Origin of the sequence: Vibrio cortegadensis (assembly GCF_024347395.1) — a bacterium.
In the GTDB taxonomy this organism is placed as follows: Bacteria; Pseudomonadota; Gammaproteobacteria; order Enterobacterales; family Vibrionaceae; genus Vibrio; species Vibrio cortegadensis.
The window spans coordinates 1019300-1037598 of the sequence record NZ_AP025472.1; the positions used below are offsets into that span (position 1 = coordinate 1019300).

Annotated in this window: 14 protein-coding genes; 12 read left to right on the plus strand and 2 right to left on the minus strand. The window is 41.8% G+C overall.

What is annotated here, in order from left to right:
• The first annotated feature begins 70 nt into the window (after positions 1-70).
• The 4 genes from serS (at position 71) to OCV39_RS04715 (ending at position 9089) form a co-directional block, all read left to right on the plus strand.
• Positions 71-1378, plus strand: a complete 1308-nt coding sequence (gene serS, locus OCV39_RS04700) for a serine--tRNA ligase (RefSeq protein ID WP_017053888.1) — start codon at positions 71-73, stop codon at positions 1376-1378.
• A gap of 325 nt (positions 1379-1703) precedes the next feature.
• Positions 1704-6302 carry a transporter substrate-binding domain-containing protein gene (locus OCV39_RS04705; RefSeq protein ID WP_261889120.1) on the plus strand — a complete coding sequence of 1533 codons (4599 nt, stop codon included), beginning with the start codon at positions 1704-1706 and terminating at the stop codon, positions 6300-6302.
• 10 nt (positions 6303-6312) lie between these two features.
• On the plus strand, positions 6313-7824 hold the full coding sequence (locus OCV39_RS04710; protein ID WP_261889121.1) for a response regulator: 1512 nt from the start codon (positions 6313-6315) through the stop codon (positions 7822-7824).
• Positions 7825-7874: 50 nt separating this feature from the next.
• Entirely contained in the window at positions 7875-9089 is a 1215-nt protein-coding gene (locus OCV39_RS04715; RefSeq protein ID WP_113795939.1) for an EAL domain-containing response regulator, read from the plus strand.
• A 70-nt stretch (positions 9090-9159) separates the two neighbouring features.
• Here OCV39_RS04715 and bioA read toward each other — a convergent pair whose 3' ends face one another.
• A complete protein-coding gene (gene bioA / locus OCV39_RS04720; RefSeq protein WP_261889122.1) occupies positions 9160-10443 on the minus strand; it encodes an adenosylmethionine--8-amino-7-oxononanoate transaminase in 1284 nt (427 codons plus the stop codon).
• A gap of 147 nt (positions 10444-10590) precedes the next feature.
• Here bioA and bioB point away from each other — a divergent pair, with 147 nt between their 5' ends.
• Genes bioB through bioD form a run of 4 tightly spaced genes read left to right on the plus strand, consistent with a single transcriptional unit; the run spans position 10591 to position 14285 of the window.
• Positions 10591-11643, plus strand: a complete 1053-nt coding sequence (bioB, locus tag OCV39_RS04725; protein ID WP_017053883.1) for a biotin synthase BioB — start codon at positions 10591-10593, stop codon at positions 11641-11643.
• Entirely contained in the window at positions 11630-12787 is a 1158-nt protein-coding gene (gene bioF / locus OCV39_RS04730; protein ID WP_261889473.1) for an 8-amino-7-oxononanoate synthase, read from the plus strand. Before bioB ends, bioF begins: the two co-directional genes overlap by 14 nt.
• Positions 12788-12801: 14 nt before the next feature.
• A complete protein-coding gene (gene bioC / locus OCV39_RS04735) occupies positions 12802-13602 on the plus strand; it encodes a malonyl-ACP O-methyltransferase BioC (protein ID WP_261889474.1) in 801 nt (266 codons plus the stop codon).
• Entirely contained in the window at positions 13599-14285 is a 687-nt protein-coding gene (gene bioD, locus OCV39_RS04740; RefSeq protein WP_113795942.1) for a dethiobiotin synthase, read from the plus strand. The genes bioC and bioD overlap by 4 nt, the downstream gene beginning before the upstream one ends.
• A gap of 97 nt (positions 14286-14382) precedes the next feature.
• On the opposite strand, the gene OCV39_RS04745 is transcribed toward bioD, so the two are convergent.
• Positions 14383-14550 (minus strand): hypothetical protein, encoded by a 168-nt coding sequence (locus OCV39_RS04745; protein WP_017053879.1) that lies wholly within the window; start codon positions 14548-14550, stop codon positions 14383-14385.
• A gap of 256 nt (positions 14551-14806) precedes the next feature.
• Here OCV39_RS04745 and htpX point away from each other — a divergent pair, with 256 nt between their 5' ends.
• The 4 genes from htpX to OCV39_RS04765 all read left to right on the plus strand — a co-directional run bounded on the left by htpX (position 14807) and on the right by OCV39_RS04765 (position 18299).
• Entirely contained in the window at positions 14807-15673 is an 867-nt protein-coding gene (gene htpX, locus OCV39_RS04750) for a protease HtpX (protein WP_017053878.1), read from the plus strand.
• Positions 15674-15844: 171 nt separating this feature from the next.
• Positions 15845-16264 carry a nuclear transport factor 2 family protein gene (locus OCV39_RS04755; RefSeq protein ID WP_113795943.1) on the plus strand — a complete coding sequence of 140 codons (420 nt, stop codon included), beginning with the start codon at positions 15845-15847 and terminating at the stop codon, positions 16262-16264.
• Positions 16261-16998: an SDR family NAD(P)-dependent oxidoreductase gene (locus OCV39_RS04760; protein WP_261889123.1), complete on the plus strand. Its 738-nt coding sequence runs from the start codon at positions 16261-16263 to the stop codon at positions 16996-16998. The genes OCV39_RS04755 and OCV39_RS04760 overlap by 4 nt, the downstream gene beginning before the upstream one ends.
• A gap of 11 nt (positions 16999-17009) precedes the next feature.
• A complete protein-coding gene (locus OCV39_RS04765; protein ID WP_261889124.1) occupies positions 17010-18299 on the plus strand; it encodes an NAD(P)/FAD-dependent oxidoreductase in 1290 nt (429 codons plus the stop codon).

The following is an 18299-nucleotide window of genomic DNA, read 5'->3' on the forward strand; positions in this document are numbered from 1 at the left end:
AGTATAAAAAATTCTTTAACGGTAGAGTTTCTACCGTATCCTCAAATATAACTAAAGCATAGGATTAGCAATGCTGGATTCTAAATTACTTCGAGCTGAGCTGGATGAAACAGCGGCAAAATTGGCGCGTCGAGGATTTATTCTTGATGTAGAGAAAATTCGTGAACTTGAAGAAAAGCGCAAGTCCCTTCAAATGAAAACTGAAGAGCTGCAAGCGTTACGTAATTCTCGATCGAAGTCCATCGGCCAAGCAAAAGCGAAGGGCGAGCACGAAGAAGCTGAGCGTATCCTTGCAGAAGTCGGTAGCTTAGGTACAGATCTTGATGAAGCAAAAAAAGAGCTTGCTGAACTTCAAGTTAGCCTAGAAGAGATCACAAACGCGATCCCTAACCTTCCGCATGACTCTGTACCAAACGGTAAAGATGAAGATGAGAACGTGGAAATTTCACGTTGGGGTGAGCCAAAAACTTACGACTTCGAAGTGAAAGATCACGTTGATCTTGGTGAAATGTCTGGCGGTTTGGATTTTGCTAGCGCAGTAAAAATCTCAGGTTCTCGCTTTATCGTAATGAAAGGTAAATTTGCACGCCTACACCGTGCTATTGCACAGTTCATGTTAGATCTGCATACCGATACTCATGGTTATACAGAAATGTACGTACCATACCTAGTGAACTCAGACAGCTTGTTTGGTACAGGTCAATTACCAAAATTTGGTGAAGATCTATTCCACACTAGCCCGCTAACTGAGCAAGTGAGTGACGTACCTCTTAAGAAACTATCGCTGATTCCAACTGCGGAAGTTCCAGTAACAAACATGGTGCGCGATACCATCACTGATGAAGCTGAGCTTCCACTTAAAATGACAGCTCATACGCCATGTTTCCGTTCAGAAGCAGGTTCGTACGGCCGTGATACTCGTGGTCTTATCCGTATGCACCAATTCGACAAAGTTGAATTAGTTCAAATTACTAAGCCTGAAGATTCAATGGAAGCATTAGAAGAACTGACTGGCCATGCTGAGAAAGTTCTACAGATGTTAGAACTTCCTTACCGTAAAGTGGTTCTTTGTACTGGTGATATGGGTTTCGGCTCTAGCAAAACTTACGATTTAGAAGTATGGGTACCAGCGCAAGAGACGTACCGTGAAATCTCTTCATGTTCAAACATGGGTGACTTCCAAGCTCGTCGTATGCAAGCTCGTTTCCGTCGTAAAGGCGAGAAGAAGCCTGAACTGGTTCATACATTGAATGGTTCTGGTTTGGCGGTAGGACGTACTATGGTTGCGATTCTTGAAAACAACCAAGAAGCAGATGGCCGTATCGCGGTTCCAACTGTATTACAACCATACATGGGCGGCGCAACGCACATCGGTTAATGCATCGGTTAAAAATATACCGTTGAATGAATAAACAAAAAACCAGCCACGTGCTGGTTTTTTTATATCTGGAGTTTAAGTTTGACGAATATAGGCCTCTCATTAGATAGTAAAACCAGGCGAGACGTGCCCTCTTCTCTAAACAGTGAGGTGTATTTTATAAATAAGGGGAGGTGGGTTTTATTTACGGTACAGTAAGTGATAGTATATGCACCAATATCACGTGAATTGATGATTAGGTGATCAATTCATTAAGCCATCGCAAAGATTTTTACAATAAATACGGAATTTTATTTAGAAAATCGTTATGCACATGAAGGTCAAGATGATCAAAAACATTTTTTTGTGTCTTCTCTTAATTCTTACATCTCAATTTAGTCTAGCTGAAACTCAAAATAATATTGATAACAGCAAGTTACAAACCTTAACCATTGGTTTCCCTTCTCGATATATTGAACCATTAGCGATGGCTGATGAAGATGGCGAAATTGTCGGTTTGCTTCCATCCCTTTTTCGCCGTTATGCAGAACAAGCAGGCTACAAAGTCGAAATACTGCCTTACGCTACTTTCAGCGATGTTATGAATGCATACATCAAAGGTGAACTGGATGTAATGATTGGGGTGACAGCGACATTAGAACGTGAATCCATCATGACGTTTACTGAACCTATGTTTGCGGTGCGTCGTGCTGCTATCAGTGCAACCCCAGTAACGACATACAAAGAGCTTGAAAACAAAACGGTCGCAACCATTAAAGGTTTTGCTGATGAAAGCTTTTTAAGAAACGTTTTACCTAGCGCAAGTTCGTTATCTGTCCCGAGTAACTTAGAAGCGATTCGAACCGTTGCTTTAGGCTTGGCAGATGCTCAAATTGGCGATGGCGTAATGTTATATGAGCATTACAAAAACAGTCCGTACCTGGAAGATGTGGACATGTACATGCTGGACGATCTTCCGGTCGATACGCTGTATGTCGGTGTACCAAAATCTGATAGTGAAATGCTGGAGCGATTGAACCAAGGTATACGTGAAGTGAATGCTTTACCTGAACATGAACGTATTCTTAATCGCTGGTTAGATGAAAGACAGCAAGAATATATTCGTAAAGCCTCATCACTAACGTTATCAAAAGAAGAGCAGCAGTGGATCGATAATCACCCGGTCATTGGCATTGGTGTTGAAAGTGATTGGGCTCCGATTGAAGTCGTTGAAAATGGTGTTTACAAAGGGATCGCAGCGGATGTTCTTGAAGAAGTAAGCCGATTAACAGGGATCAAATTCGATCCGAAATACTACTCAACTCATAGGGAAAGCTACTGGGCATTTCTAGACGGTGAGTTTGAGATGATGTCGTCACTGTCTCCTACCGCTAAACGACGTGAAAAGATGTTATTAAGCCAAGCGTTCATGCGAGAACCTTGGGTACTTATTGGACGCTCAGACGATTATGAGAAAGAGTTGTCATTCGATAACTTAGAGAAAAGTGATGTCATTGGGGTCATTGCGGCAACGTACGGTCAGTCAATGGCTAAAGAGTTTTGTGTAAGCTGTACCGTGCTTGAATACGATAGTGTTTATGATCTTGTTACGGCCCTAAATGAAAGTAAAGTTGATGTCGCAATTAGCTCCTTATTGCTTGCTTCCCCATATCTACAAGGCCAGTATGCCGGCCAATTAAAAGTCATTAATAACATTAATGAACGTTCCTTTATTCCTGTTACTTTTGCGGTGAATAAAGAAAACCAGATTTTACTTAATATCATAAATAAAGCGCTTAGCGTGATACCGCCAAGTAAAATGGTTGAAATTGAAAAAAAATGGATGAGTACTTCATACCAAACTGGAGTACAAACTCAGAAAGTTGTTTTATGGATCTCGATTATTTCAGTGGCATCACTGTTAATTATAGGTGTGGTTTTTTATTGGAACCGTAAGCTACAAGGTGAGGTTCAGCAGAGGGTCGAAGCGGAAACAGAATTAAAACGAAGAGTTCAATTTGAACGATCGTTGCTCAATGCCATCCCATTCCCGATTGTGGTAAAAGATATTGATGGCAATATCGTTACGACTAACCCTGCTATTTCGATGTTGAGTGCCAGTGATGACGATCTTGCTCAGTTTGTTGCTGGTGGTTCTCTTGAAAGTAAAGAACTTGATGAGATCGTTAACCATAGTAGTGAAGACCAGAGAGTTCTCGCGGGCGAAATGCTCCCTCGAATGGAAAAAAATGTCGTTATTGGTGGCAAAGAAAGACAGTTCTCATACTGGAAATGCCCATATCAACTCTCAGAGAGTAGCAGTGCCGACGGTGTTGTTACCATTCTTAATGATGTTACAGAGTTAAGAAATGCAGAGCTAAGAGCTCGTGAAGCTGAACAGCGGGTTCAGTATCTAGCTGATAACGTTAGCGGAGCGGTTATTCAACACGTTCAAAGTAAAGAAGATTTAGATGATCTCAACTTCACATTTGTGAGTGCGGGTATTCAAGAGTTAGTCGGAGTAAGTTCCGAAGAACTCGTCAAGGATCATCGTAAATTCTTAAATGTATTAGATGAACAGCAACGCGATGACTTTATTGCTCATACTAGAGTATGTGCAGATATTGGTTCTATGTCGTATGAACTGCATATTACGTCAGAAGATCGAGATAAATGGTTACACCTTCAGAGTCGAATTACTTCAAATAGTGATCACTTTACGTGGAATACCGTACTGACGGACATCACTGAGCTTAAAAACCAACAAGCCGAGCTAGAGGCCGCAAAAGCAAAAGCCATTGCAGGGACAGAAGCTAAGTCTCGATTCTTGGCGAATATGAGCCATGAAATTCGAACACCAATCAGCGGAATTATTGGTTTACTGGAAATATTTAGCCAATATCCAATGCGTGATGATGCGTTGAAAGTCCACAGCAGTTTAACCAAATCGGCCGACAATCTGCTGCATATCGTTAATGATATTTTAGACTTCTCGAAAATTGAAGCGGGCAAGTTAACGCTATCTCCAATCGATGCTGATATCCATTCGATGTTATCTCGAATTACTCAGACACAAGCCAGTCATGCCCATGCTAAAGGGTTAAAATTTGAGTACTGGTTGTCTCCAAAAGTGGCAAGCATTGTTCATGTTGATGATGTTCGCTTGGGGCAGATTCTAAATAATTTCATCAATAATGCGATTAAATTTACTGAAAAAGGTCACATTCGCTTGGCGGTTGATCTGCTGGCACATGAAGGCTCATATCAAACATTGCGTTTTTCTGTATCAGATACTGGTGTGGGAATTAATGAGGATGCTCAAAACAGCTTGTTTATGCCATTTGTTCAAGCGGACGAAAGTACTCAAAGGAAGTTTGGTGGTACAGGCTTAGGTCTATCTATTACTAATGAGCTTGTTGCGCAGATGGGCGGCGAAATTACCGTCGTTAGCCAACTAGGTGAAGGCTCATGCTTTAGCGTGGTTATTCCTGTTAAAGCGATTGAGCAACAAGAGTCGTTGAACTTTAAAGGTGAGAAGAGCCTTGTAGTTGGCGAGTTTAATCAACTTGATGATCTCATTGAGTATATGTCTCACTGTGATGTCAAAATGGACCACGAAGCATTTGATGATAAGAATCAACTTGCTTTTCTAGCATCTCGAAATCGTATCAGTTCATTATTCATTACTCGTTTTGAATACGAGCGTTTAGATTTGAAACACAGCTGGATTAAAAATCAGCTTCCGGGAGTGAAATGTATTGTTCTTGAGAGAAGAAAAGGGATGCTTTCGCCTGAACCTTACGATGGTTTCTGGGCAATGTCTGTTAACCCAATCATTCCAGATCAGCTTTACCACTGTCTAAAAACGCCTGTTGCTGTCGGTGCTTCGATGAATGTGGCTGAAAATCAAAACAAGGTGGTTGTTCAAAGTCGTAAAGAAGCGATTGAAAATAGACGACTTATCCTCGTTGCTGAAGATCATCCGATCAACCGCCAAGTGATCATGACCATGCTGTCTCAGTTGGGTTATACCGCTGATGTTGTTAATGATGGTGCTCAAGCGTTTGAAGCATTGCAAAGTGATGAATATGGATTGCTTCTTACAGACTGTCATATGCCTGAAATGGATGGATATGAGTTAACAAAAGCGGTTCGAGCCAAAGAGGGTACTGAAAGTCGCGAAGCTATGCCAATTATCGCCCTTACTGCGAATGCAATTCAGGGGGAAGATGAGAAGTGTATTGAGCTTGGTATGTCTGCATTTTTATCGAAACCTGTGAGTAAGGTGAAGTTGACTGAAACGCTAGATCATTGGTTACCACAAATTTTGCCAGCACAGGTGGATAATGTTTTCATTGAAGATAATGTAGACGTTGCTGGCGACAATGATCTAATAGCTCAAGAACATAGCGCAATAGATCAAAAAAGTGCGGACGAATTAGCACTGGCTGCATTTGAGAACGAGTTTGAAGTTGCTGAGCCAGTGCAAGGTAGCGGTTCAGATGACTTATCCGCCATCGATGGTTTTGAGTTTGATTTTGCAGGCGATGATGATTCAGAAGAGACCTTCTGGGGTGAAGAGCACCTCAAGAGTAGTGAAGTGGATAAGCCAGAAGAAGCTTTACTCGATATTCCCGCTATCATTGACATTTTTGGTGATGAAGAAGTGGCCAAAAATATTGCTTTCGATTTTGTAAAAAGTCAGAACGAAGATATGAATCTACTGTTGACCGCATTTGATGAGAAAAATCACTCTGATATACAAGAGATATCACATAGAATGAAAGGTGCAGCTAGAATGCTTGCATGTCACTCTTTTTCAATTCCTCTAGAGCGATTGGAATCTGAGGCTACACATGGGAACGATCTTGTGTACGATGAACTTGAAGCCGAACTCACTTTAAAGCTGGCACAATTGAACGCTGAAGCTGAACAAATTGTTTAATAGGATATCTATGAAGTTATTGAAAAACATGGATCTATTGGTTGTTGATGATAGCGATATTATCTGTAAATCTAGCCGTATCCTATTGACTAAAATTGGCTTTAATCGAGACAAAATTCGTTTGGTAGGTCAGGCGAATAGAGCCGTGCTAGAGTGCCGAGTCACGGCCTTCGACATTCTAATTGTTGACTATAATTTAGGTGAAGGAAGCACGGGCCTCCAGTTATTAGAAAGGCTTTATCATGAGAAACTGCTTGCACACGATCCTATCATTTTGATTGTCACTGCTGACAATTCAGCAACTGTAATTCGTAGCTTTTCTGAGTTTGAACCAAGTGGTTTTATCGTTAAACCACTGAGAGTAGATGTACTTACAGAATCATTGAAAGCTTGCATGGATGAAAAAGCATTCATCACACGAGTAGTTGATAGTTATCATCAAGCGGGTTTATCAGAGGCTCTACCGACGTTAAAAGAAGCGAAGAGTAAGAAAATATACAATTTAGCGTTAACCAAATTGTGTAGTGAAATTATATCGGTAGGTGAAGATGATATCGCATCACGATTATTGGTGAATTACATAAAAGCCAATAGTTATGTTCGCGCGCATATTATGTACGTTGACTTAATGCTGAAGGCGGGCAATATCGAGGAGGCGGAGAAAGTATTGCTGCCCCTACGTAAAGCTAATCGCTTCTCTGTTCCTGTGCTTGAATTAGAGTGTCGTTTCCAGTTTGAAAAGGGCATGTATGAACAAGCTGCGGAGAGTATGCTGCATTTACATAAAATGTCGCCGCAAAGACTTCCTCGTTTGTATGCTCTGATTTTGCAGCACGTTGGATTTCTCGCTAACGAAAATATCGCGAAGTTAATTCAGGAGCTTGCCTTTAAATCTAGCCATTCTATTTGGGAAGAACCAAACCTGTATTTTTTGCTTAGTTGGATCCTTTTACAAGAAGCTGAGTTTAGTAACCGTTCTACCAGTGAAATCTGGGGTATGTTAACTCGGAACAAAAAGTTTACTAAGCCGGATAACTCCCTGCAAAGTCGTTTAGGGGTATGGTCTTTAGCAAACAGCGGCCAATATTCTGCTGCATATGAGCTACTGCAATCCTGCGAAGAAGTTGAAGAGTGTTTCGAGACTCTCTTTGTGGCATATCATACGCTGCATGTTCTAGGTATGTGGCAAGAAATGCAGAGTACTTTGCAAAAGTTAGTTGCGGTATCAGATCAAGAGCCTCAATCGCTTTTGCGAGATATCCAAAACAAAATGGCTAAAAAGTTGATTGCAGATTGGCGCAGTCAGAAAAGTACATTAGTCACATTCCCTAAATCATTCGATGGTTTACCAATTGAGTATTTATTCAAGCTATGGGGTGACTACCGGTTCAATATAAAAGTTGCAGAACAGATTGTTAGTCATGATGACTATAAACAGCAAGAAGGAATTGCAGGTAATAAATCGCTATTTAAAGAAGTTAATTTAACAATTGAGCAGAACAAAAAATTAATAGAAGAGTAAATTAATTTATTACTTTCTATATTTTTGCTCGTATATATGGATAACCATAAATGTCTAAACGTATTCTTGTCATTGAAGATCATAACTTTCAAAGAATGGCGCTTCTCGCCTTATTGAAACAGTTTGATCATGTCGAAGCTGAAGGTGTCGGAAGTGCGCAGGAAGCGTTAGATTTAATCGAAATACAGACTCCAGATATGGTGATCTGCGATTTAAATATGCCAGGTATTGATGGTATCACGCTATTAAGGTTACTTGCTGAAGCGGATTATGGTGGTGAAGTCATCATATCGAGTGCGGTAACGGAAGTCGTTTTAAAAGCAGCGGGTCGAATGTGTACGGCTTACAACATGAACTTATTAGGGGCGATCAGCAAGCCGATCAATAAAGTAAAGCTTGATGCCATATTAAATCAAAATTTAAAGCCTAAGCACTACTTCTCAAAACCGTTGCCTGACTTTAGCCGTGAAGACATACTTGAAGCATTAGATAAAGAGCAGTTCATCCCTTTCTATCAGCCTCTCATTAAATTCGAAACGGGTGAGTGGCTAGAGTCTGAGGCTTTGGTTCGTTGGGACCATCCTGAGCACGGTTTGTTATCTCCGATATTTTTTGTTGAAAAGATCATTAAATATGGGCTTTCAACAAAACTGACCCTGCTGTTATTAAAGTGCGCATTGCGTGACTTGCCAACCCTAGGAAACCGTCGTGTGGCGATCAATATCACCGCGCAAGACCTTATGGATGCGAGTTTTGTTGATACTGTATTGGCGTTACAGGTAGAGCACCCATCGTTGCCTCAGCGATTAAGGTTTGAATTGACCGAAACTGATATGATTGAGCATCTTGGTTATACGCTTTCTTCTGCTATCCGTTTATGCATGAAGGGATTTGAGCTCGCAATTGATGATTTTGGAACGGGTTACTCTTCAATGCAGCTTTTAGATGACATGCCTTTTACTGAATTAAAGATTGATTTAAGTTTCGTACAGAAGATGTTGGTGAGTCGCAGTGCTGAATCTATTGTTGCCGCTAGCCTATTTTTGGCAAAAAAACTGGGTATGGAAACCGTATCAGAAGGCATCGAAACCCGAGAAGTATGGATGCATTTACGTTCGATTACTGATGGCATGGGGCAGGGCTACTTTATGAGTCGACCTTTACCTCTTCATGAACTTGAACAATGGCATCAAGATTGGCAGGTTCGTGTTAAAGATGAAGATCTATTGTCTGGTCCGTTTGCTTGTAAAATGGGTAAATGTTAGTGCAGTAATACTTTAAACGAATATGAAAAGAGCCGTGAATGATTCGCGGCTCTTTTTGTTTATACCGCTCTTATTTTGAGGCGAAACATTGGTCATCATTTAAGGCAGAATCAATGGCATGAATTAATGCCTCGATATGCTCTGGTTGGCTTATATAAGGTGGCATCATGTAGATGAGTTTACCAAATGGGCGGATCCAAACACCATGTTCCACAAATAGAGCTTGAATATTTTCCATGTTAACTGGGCGATGAGTTTCAACGACTCCGATAGCTCCAAGCCAACGAACATCTTTCACTAACTCATGTTTTGTTAGTGGCGGTAGCTGTTTTGAAAATTGCTCTTCAATCATCTTTGTTTGTTTTTGCCAGTCACCTTGCTCGATCAAATCTAAACTTGCCGAAGCCACTGAGCAAGCCAGCGGATTTCCCATGAAGGTAGGGCCGTGCATAAAACATCCTGCTTCGCCTCCACATACCGTATCTGCGACTTGTTTGCTCGCTAAAGTGGCTGATAGTGTCATATAGCCACCAGTTAATGCCTTACCTACACACATGATATCCGGTTGAATTCCAGAGTGTTCACTAGCAAACAATTTACCTGTACGTCCGAACCCAGTCGCGATTTCATCTAAAATCAGGAGTACATTGAACTCGTCACACAATAAGCGTACTTGCTTGAGAAACTCAGGATGATAGATACGCATCCCGCCCGCACCTTGAACAATAGGCTCTAAAATAACAGCGGCTATTTGCGAGTGGTGGTCGGTGATTTTCTGCTTAAAATCGTCAATATCAGTATCATCCCACGGCTGCCAATATTCCGTTTTTGGCGAGTTTGCAAAAATATGTTCAGGTAAAAAACCTTTATAGAGGCTATGCATTGAATTGTTGGGATCAGTCACTGACATCGCCGCGAAAGTATCCCCGTGATAGCCGTCTCTTAATGTCAGGAACTTTGGTCGCTGCTCCCCTTTGGCATGCCAGTACTGTAGGGCCATTTTTAAACTCACTTCTACAGCGACCGAACCGGAATCGGCAAGGAAAACATGTTCAAGATTATCAGGGGCAAGTTTAAGCAGTTTTTTGCAGGTATCGATTGCAGGTTGATGAGTGATACCACCAAACATGACATGAGATATTTTATCGATCTGCTGGTGGGCGGCTTGGTTAAGGTGAGGATGGTTGTAACCGTGAATGGCAGACCACCAAGAAGACATACCATCAATAAGTCGTTTACCGTTCTCAAGTTCAATGAATACGCCATCAGCATTTGTGACAGGATAGCAAGTGAGCGGGTTCAGTGTTGATGTATAAGGGTGCCAGATGTGTTGACGGTCAAATTCGAGATCCATAGCCATTCCATAATGCATTGTGTAAATATTAACCACTTGTAAACTTGTGTTTTTGTTGATCGTTGACAGTCTACTGTTTGTCGGTAGACTAGCCAAGTAGCAATGCACATATTATTAAAATATCAATAGTGGAATAAGGATCGGCACGTGGAAGTTCGTCATGACTGGACAGTAGAAGAAGTTCGAAAGCTTTTGGATAAGCCTTTTATGGATTTGTTGTTTGAAGCGCAAGTTATCCACCGTCAACATCAACAGCATAATCACGTTCAAGTGAGCACTCTATTATCTATTAAAACGGGCGCTTGTCCTGAAGATTGTAAGTACTGCCCACAAAGTGCTCACTATCGTACCGATGTCGATCGTGAAAGATTAATGGAAGTTGAACGCGTGCTAGATGCCGCTGAAAAAGCGAAGAAAGCAGGTTCAACACGCTTCTGCATGGGCGCAGCATGGAAAAACCCAAAAGAGCGTGATATGCCACACTTGATGGAAATGATCAAAGGTGTGAAAGGGATGGGTTTAGAGACCTGTATGACGCTAGGGATGCTGACCCCAGACCAAGCTGAAGAGTTGGCAACAGCTGGTTTGGATTACTACAATCACAACCTTGATACGTCACCTGAATTTTATGGCAGCATCATTACCACGCGTACTTACCAAGATCGCTTAGATACACTTTCCCACGTTCGTGATGCGGGAATGAAAATTTGTTCTGGCGGTATTATTGGTATGGGTGAAAGCACTAATGATCGCGCAGGACTACTGGTTGAGCTTGCTAACTTGCCAGTGCAGCCTGAGAGTGTGCCAATCAATATGCTGGTCAAAGTCAAAGGCACGCCAATGGAAAACGTTGATGACGTTGAACCATTTGATTTCATTAAGTTGATCGCAATTGCTCGAATCATGATGCCGAAATCAGCAGTACGTTTGTCTGCTGGCCGAGAAAACATGAATGAGCAGATGCAAACTCTGTGCTTCATGGCCGGTGCTAACTCAATATTTTACGGATGTAAGCTACTTACGACGCCAAATCCAGATGAAGATAGTGATATGCAGCTATTTAAAAAGCTGGGTATTAATAGTGAGCAAGTAAGCCAAAAACCGGATGAAATTCAAGAGAACGACTTACTTGATCAAGTCGTTGAACGTGTCGCTTCACGTCCTTCGAAAGACGACATTTTTTATGATGCCAGCGTTTAGTTCACGCATTAAATTCGCCCTTGAGCAGAGACGTAATCAAGGGCTCACTCGCGTGTTGCAGCCAATGTCATCAGGTAATCAAACGCGCTTTGTGCATGATGGTAAGCCATTTATTAATTTCTCTAATAACGACTATTTAGGGCTCGCTGGCGATCCTGAATTGATTCGAGCTTGGAAGGAAGGGCTTGATCAATTTGGAGCCGGGAGTGGCGCATCACCGCTAGTCACGGGGTTTAGTTCCGCTCATCAGAACCTTGAATCCAAGCTTTGTGAATGGCTAGGTTTTGAAAGAGCCATTCTTTTCAATTCAGGGTTTAGTGCTAATCAAGCATTGATATTCTCCTTACTTGATAAGCAAGATATTCTGATTCAGGACAAATTAAATCACGCATCGTTGATGGAAGCCGGGATGTTATCGGCTGCAAGCTTAAAGAGATTCAGACATAACGATACAGAACACCTTTCATCAATACTGGCGGCATCAGATAGTGCGCTTGTGGTGACAGAAGGCGTGTTTAGTATGGATGGCGATACGGCTTCTCTCAAACCAATTAAAACGTTGTGTGAACAAAATAACGCATGGTTAGCGGTCGACGATGCCCATGGTATCGGTATACATGGCGAGAATGGCGCAGGGAGCTGCTCACAAGTAGATGTTAAACCTGATTTATTAGTGGTGACCTTTGGAAAAGCGGTCGGGCTTTCAGGGGCAGCGATACTATGCAGTGCAGATGTTGGTGATTACTTGACTCAGTTTGCAAGACATCACGTTTATTCTACAGCACTTCCTCCCGCTCAGGCTCATGCAATCAGTCATGCGATTTCCATGATTCAGTCTCAACAATGGCGAAGAGATAAGTTAAGTGACTTGCAAGAGTTGTATTCAGAGAGATTGGCTGGACTGGCAGGCTTTACCGAGACGATAACGCCTATTAAACCATTTATCTGTGGATCATCGGATCAAGCCGTAGGGATTGCGAACGGTTTAAAAGACAAAGGGTTATGGGTAACGGCTATTCGTCCTCCAACGGTTCCTAACGGGCTCGCGAGACTAAGAATTACCTTAACCGCTAAGCATACCAACAGTGATATTTTGGCCTTAGCCGAAGCGATCACCGCAGCCGTAGAGATCCAGAATCAATGAAATGTGAAGTGTTAATGGATTCACCTGTGATCAATAAAAAACCAGTACAAGATAAATCGGCTATTGCTCAAGCCTTTGGTAAAGCCGCTGAATCTTATGATAAGCATGCAGAATTTCAACGAGATGTCGGTCAGCGATTACTTGATAAATTGCCACAGGACCTAACGGGTCTGGCAGTTTTGGACTTAGGTTGTGGAACTGGATACTTCTCTTATGAATTAGCCAAACGAGGCGCAAAGTTGACTTGTGCTGACTTGTCACAGGCGATGCTCCAACAAGCAGAAGTAAGGTGTGGATCGATGGTTTCCGACTATCGCCAAGCGGATGCTGAATGTCTACCGTTTGATGACGACTCTTTCGATGTCGTCTTTTCCAGCTTAGCGCTTCAGTGGTGTGATGATTTATCAGTACCACTGCGCGAAATTAAGCGTGTCACTAAATCTAGTGGTCACTGCGTATTTTCAACACTAATTAAGGGATCGTTATTTGAACTAAGCCAAGCGTGGTCAAAAATTGATACACATCAACACGTGAATGAGTTTATTTGTATCAATCAGGTAAAAATTGCGTTAGCGCAATCTTACTGCTTGAAGCATCAATTAGACTTGCCCTCCATCACAGTTTGGTACGATACCGCTTTTGAATTAATGCGTGATCTTAAGGGGATTGGTGCGAACCACGTAAGCGGACGCTCACATGGTTTGACCAGTCGCAAAGTATTACAGCAAGTTGAACATGAATACCGAGAGTTTCAAAACCAACAAGGTCTTTTACCAGCAACATATCAAGTTTGTTTAGGGGTTATTAATCTATGATTGATGCATTTTTTATTGCAGGTACGGATACCGAAGTAGGTAAAACAGTCGGTTCAAAGGCTATTTTACAGGCACTAGCTGCCAAAGGTTTATCGACGGTTGGCTACAAGCCAGTTGCTGCCGGAAGTAAAAAAACTGAACAAGGGCTGCGTAACTCAGACGCGTTGCATTTACAGCAAGCGGCGACCAATGACGTAGCATATGAAGATGTAAATCCATACGCTTTATTGCTGCCGTGCTCTCCACATATTGCTGCTAAGCATGAAGATGTGACCATTGAGTATCCTTTGTTAAGTGAGAAACTTGCTCAACATAAAGAGATTTCAGACATTGTACTGGTTGAAGGTGCTGGTGGCTGGAGAGTTCCTATTTCGGATACTGAATGCTTGTCGACTTGGGTAAAACAAGAGAAATTGCCAGTTGTTCTTGTTGTGGGTATCAAGCTAGGCTGCTTGAGCCATGCCATGCTAACGGCTGAAACTATCATTGCTGATGGTTTAAATCTTGTGGGTTGGGTGGCTAACCGTATTAATCCAGGTACTGAGCATTATGCTGATATTATCGGCATGTTGGAAGATAAGATTGATGCACCTAAACTTGGTGAAATTCCTTATGTACCAAATGTTAAGTCGAGAGATATTGGCAAATACATTAATGTCGATCCCATTCTAGCTTTAGCGTAAGTCTCGCTTTGGCATAAATCTTAGACAAATAAAAAGGGCTACGTGATTCGTAGCCCTTTTTTTGTCGTTAAATTCCGTCTTAAATCGATTATAACGGTTACTTGTCGTTAGTTAGCCCCATAAGAGCTTGTTGCATTTCACTGATCTGTTGCTGGGTGTGCGTATCAGTTTTTATGCCAAGTTGCTGTTTTGCTTCATCTTCGGATATACCTAAGTGGCAGCAGAGTAGGTCAATTGCCATCTCAAAATTAGTGCCTTCAACCATGATCTTATCCTTTCCTTGCGCTTGGGGTATGTTTCGTATATCACTAATAGACTGAATCTAACCCTATTGTTACCACATCTCAATAAGACCAAAGTCTAAGGAGTTTAGTGAACAGAGAAACGTCAGTAATTAAATGTTTCAATTTACTACTTAACCTTGTTTTCCAAATCTAAGACTATATGTATATATTCATCGTGTGTGAGAGCTATACTCCACGTATAACATAAAAATAAGAAGTTTCCTTCGGAGAAAAGTAATGAAACGAGTAATGTTGTTCTTAGCAACCAACCTAGCGGTTGTGATGGTGCTGAGTGTTGTTCTGAATATTGTTTATGCTGTCACTGGGATGCAACCAGGTAGTCTTTCTGGTCTGCTACTAATGGCGGCAGTGTTTGGCTTTGGTGGTTCTTTTATCTCTTTGCTGATGTCAAAGAAAATGGCACTGCGTTCAGTGGGCGGTTCTGTTATTGAAAGTCCTCGCAATGAAACGGAACATTGGCTGATGGAAACCGTGAGCCGTCAAGCGCAGCAAGTGGGTATTGGGATGCCAACCGTTGCGATTTATGACTCTCCAGACATTAATGCTTTTGCAACAGGTGCGAAGCGTGATGATTCATTAGTTGCGGTCTCAACAGGTTTGCTGCATAGCATGACTCGTGATGAGGCAGAAGCGGTATTAGCGCATGAAGTGAGCCACATTGCTAATGGGGATATGGTGACGATGACTCTGATGCAAGGTGTGGTCAATACCTTTGTTATCTTCTTATCCCGCTTTATCGCTAACATCGTCGCATCTAATGATAGCGAAGAGGGCGAAGGCGGAAGCAACATGATGGTTTATTTTGGTGTTTCAATGGTACTAGAATTGGTCTTCGGCTTCTTAGCAAGCTTCATTACAATGTGGTACAGCCGTCATCGAGAGTTTCATGCCGATGCAGGTGCTGCGCAATTAGTGGGCAAGCAGAAAATGATCGCCGCATTAGAACGATTGAAGGTAAGCCATGAGCCACAACTTGAAGGGTCAATGATGGCATTTGGTATCAATGGTAAGCGTTCAATGACGGAGTTGCTGATGAGTCACCCGCCACTTGATAAGCGAATTGAATCATTACGTAATATGTAAAACATCACGTGATCTAAATAAATTAAATACAAAGGCTTGGTTACTGACCAAGCCTTTTTTGTGCCTATTAGATGTGAATAAGAAAAATACTTGTACAATTATTTTTTTGTACAATCTAAATTCTTGTACTAACTTATACATAATGATTTTTTGTATAAGAGTGGTGTGGCGATGAATATTGAAGTAGTGAGTGATATTTATCAGAAGTTAAGCCGAGACAACTTACATCTGCTGGATGGCATTTACCATGATGATGTCGTTTTTGAAGATGCAGCACATCGGCTGGAAGGTTGGAATGAATTGTTAGATTACTTTGAATCGCTCTATCAAAATGTCCATCGATGCGACTTTGATATCCATACTCAGCAGCAAGTGGGAGATTCTGGGTTTCTAACTTGGTCAATGTCGTTGCAACACCCTAAGCTACAAGGTGGCCAAACCGTTACCGTCAATGGAGCCAGTCACTTAAAATTTCAGAATGATAAAGTGATTTATCACCGCGATTATTTTGACCTCGGAGAGATGATCTACGAAAACATTCCTCTGCTGGGAAGCGTTATTCGTTCAATCAAACAGAGGTTGGGCCAATGAAAAGTCATAACCTTAGCGTTTTTATTACAGGGGCAACCTCTGGGATTGGTGAGCAACTCGCTTTAGATTATGCCTCGCAAGGATGGCACGTTTATGCATGTGGGCGTAATCAAGAAAAGCTCAATAGCCTTGTCACATCAGGGCACAACATTACGCCATTGTGTTTTGATATTACCGATTTAGATCAGACCAAACAGAGGCTAGGGGCGTTAGATATAACAACCTCTCTTTGGATAATGAATGCCGGTGATTGCGAATATATAGATAAAGGCATTATAGATGCTCAACTTATGGCAAGAGTGATGAGCGTGAATGTTATCGGACTGGCGAACTGCATCGAATCAATCCAAGGGTATTTTAAGCCTAATGATCGATTGGTGATTGTGGGGTCAATAGCCAGTGAAGTCGCTCTACCTAGGGCGGAAGTCTATGGCGCATCAAAAGCCGCAGTGAGCTATTTTGCTCGAAGCTTATCACTTAGTTTGAGTCCAAAAGGTGTTGACGTTTTGACGGTGTATCCAGGTTTTGTTCAAACACCTTTGACGGCTAAAAATGATTTTCCTATGCCAATGTTAATCTCTGTTGAACAAGCCTCGAAAGCGATTCGCAATGGGGTAGCAAAAGGATGTAAAACGATCTATTTCCCTAAACGATTTACTTATTTTTTACGAATGATTTCACTTCTGCCTTACCACTGGCAAACCATTTTAGTTTCTAAATTAATAAAAGATTAAAGGAGTTAATGATGAAAATTGCCATTATAGGGTGTGGGATCTCAGGGTTAACCTGTGGCTACCATCTTCACAAGCATCACGATATAACCTTGTTTGAAGCGAATGATTACATTGGTGGACACACTGCAACCGTGGATGTGACGGTTGGGGGAAAGTCATACGCGATCGATACGGGGTTTATTGTCTACAACGATCGAACCTATCCGCATTTTATTAAGATGATGGATGACATTGGGGTGAAAGGAAGCCCGACTCAAATGAGCTTTAGCGTTCGAAATGACGCGAATGGTTTGGAGTATAACGGGCACACTTTAACATCGTTATTTGCTCAAAAACGAAATTGGTTTAATCCGAAATTTTACGGTTTTATTGGTGAGATACTCAGATTTAATAAGCTAGCGAAACTCAGCGTTGATGATTTATCTTGTGATAGTCAAACGTTAGACATGTTTTTGAAAAAAAATGGTTTTAGTGACTATTTCTGCACTAACTACATCCTTCCAATGGGAGCGGCAATCTGGTCATCGACCTTAGCTGACATGCGCTCATTCCCACTTCGTTTTTTCTTGCAGTTCTTTCTTAATCACGGGTTACTTGATGTGGTAAACCGACCACAGTGGTATGTGATAGAAGGCGGCTCTAGAGCATATATCGAGCCTTTAACTAGAGGGTTCTCAGCCAATATTCGACTTAATAGCCCTGTCACTTCGGTTCGTCGAGATGCCGTTGGAGTCACCTTGGAAGTGAACGGTAAGCATGAATTTTATGATCAGGTGATCTTTGCTTGTCACAGCGATCAAGCAATGAAAATGATTGCCGATCCGACACCGCTAGAGTTGGATATTTTAGGGAAGATGGAATATCAAGCGAACGAGGTGACCTTACATACCGATATTAACCTGCTTCCCAAAAGAAAAGCAGCCTGGGCATCTTGGAATTACGTACTTGATGAATCCGATCAAGAGCAGTGTCGATTACCTTCGCTGACGTATAACATGAATATCCTTCAACACATATCTGCCCCTGAAACATTTTGTGTGTCATTAAATAGTAGTGACAATATTAAAGAAGAACGAATTCTACGACGTTTTACCTATCACCACCCCGTATTCACCACTAACACGATTGAAGCGCAACGCCGCCGACATGAAATCAATGGGCAATATCATACTTGGTTTTGTGGTGCATATTGGCATAACGGTTTTCACGAAGATGGAGTGAGGAGTGCTGTTGATGTGGTAAACGAACTATTTGATCAATGTTGTCAGGACAGTAGCTCTCATCAGCAGGGAGTGGCTTAG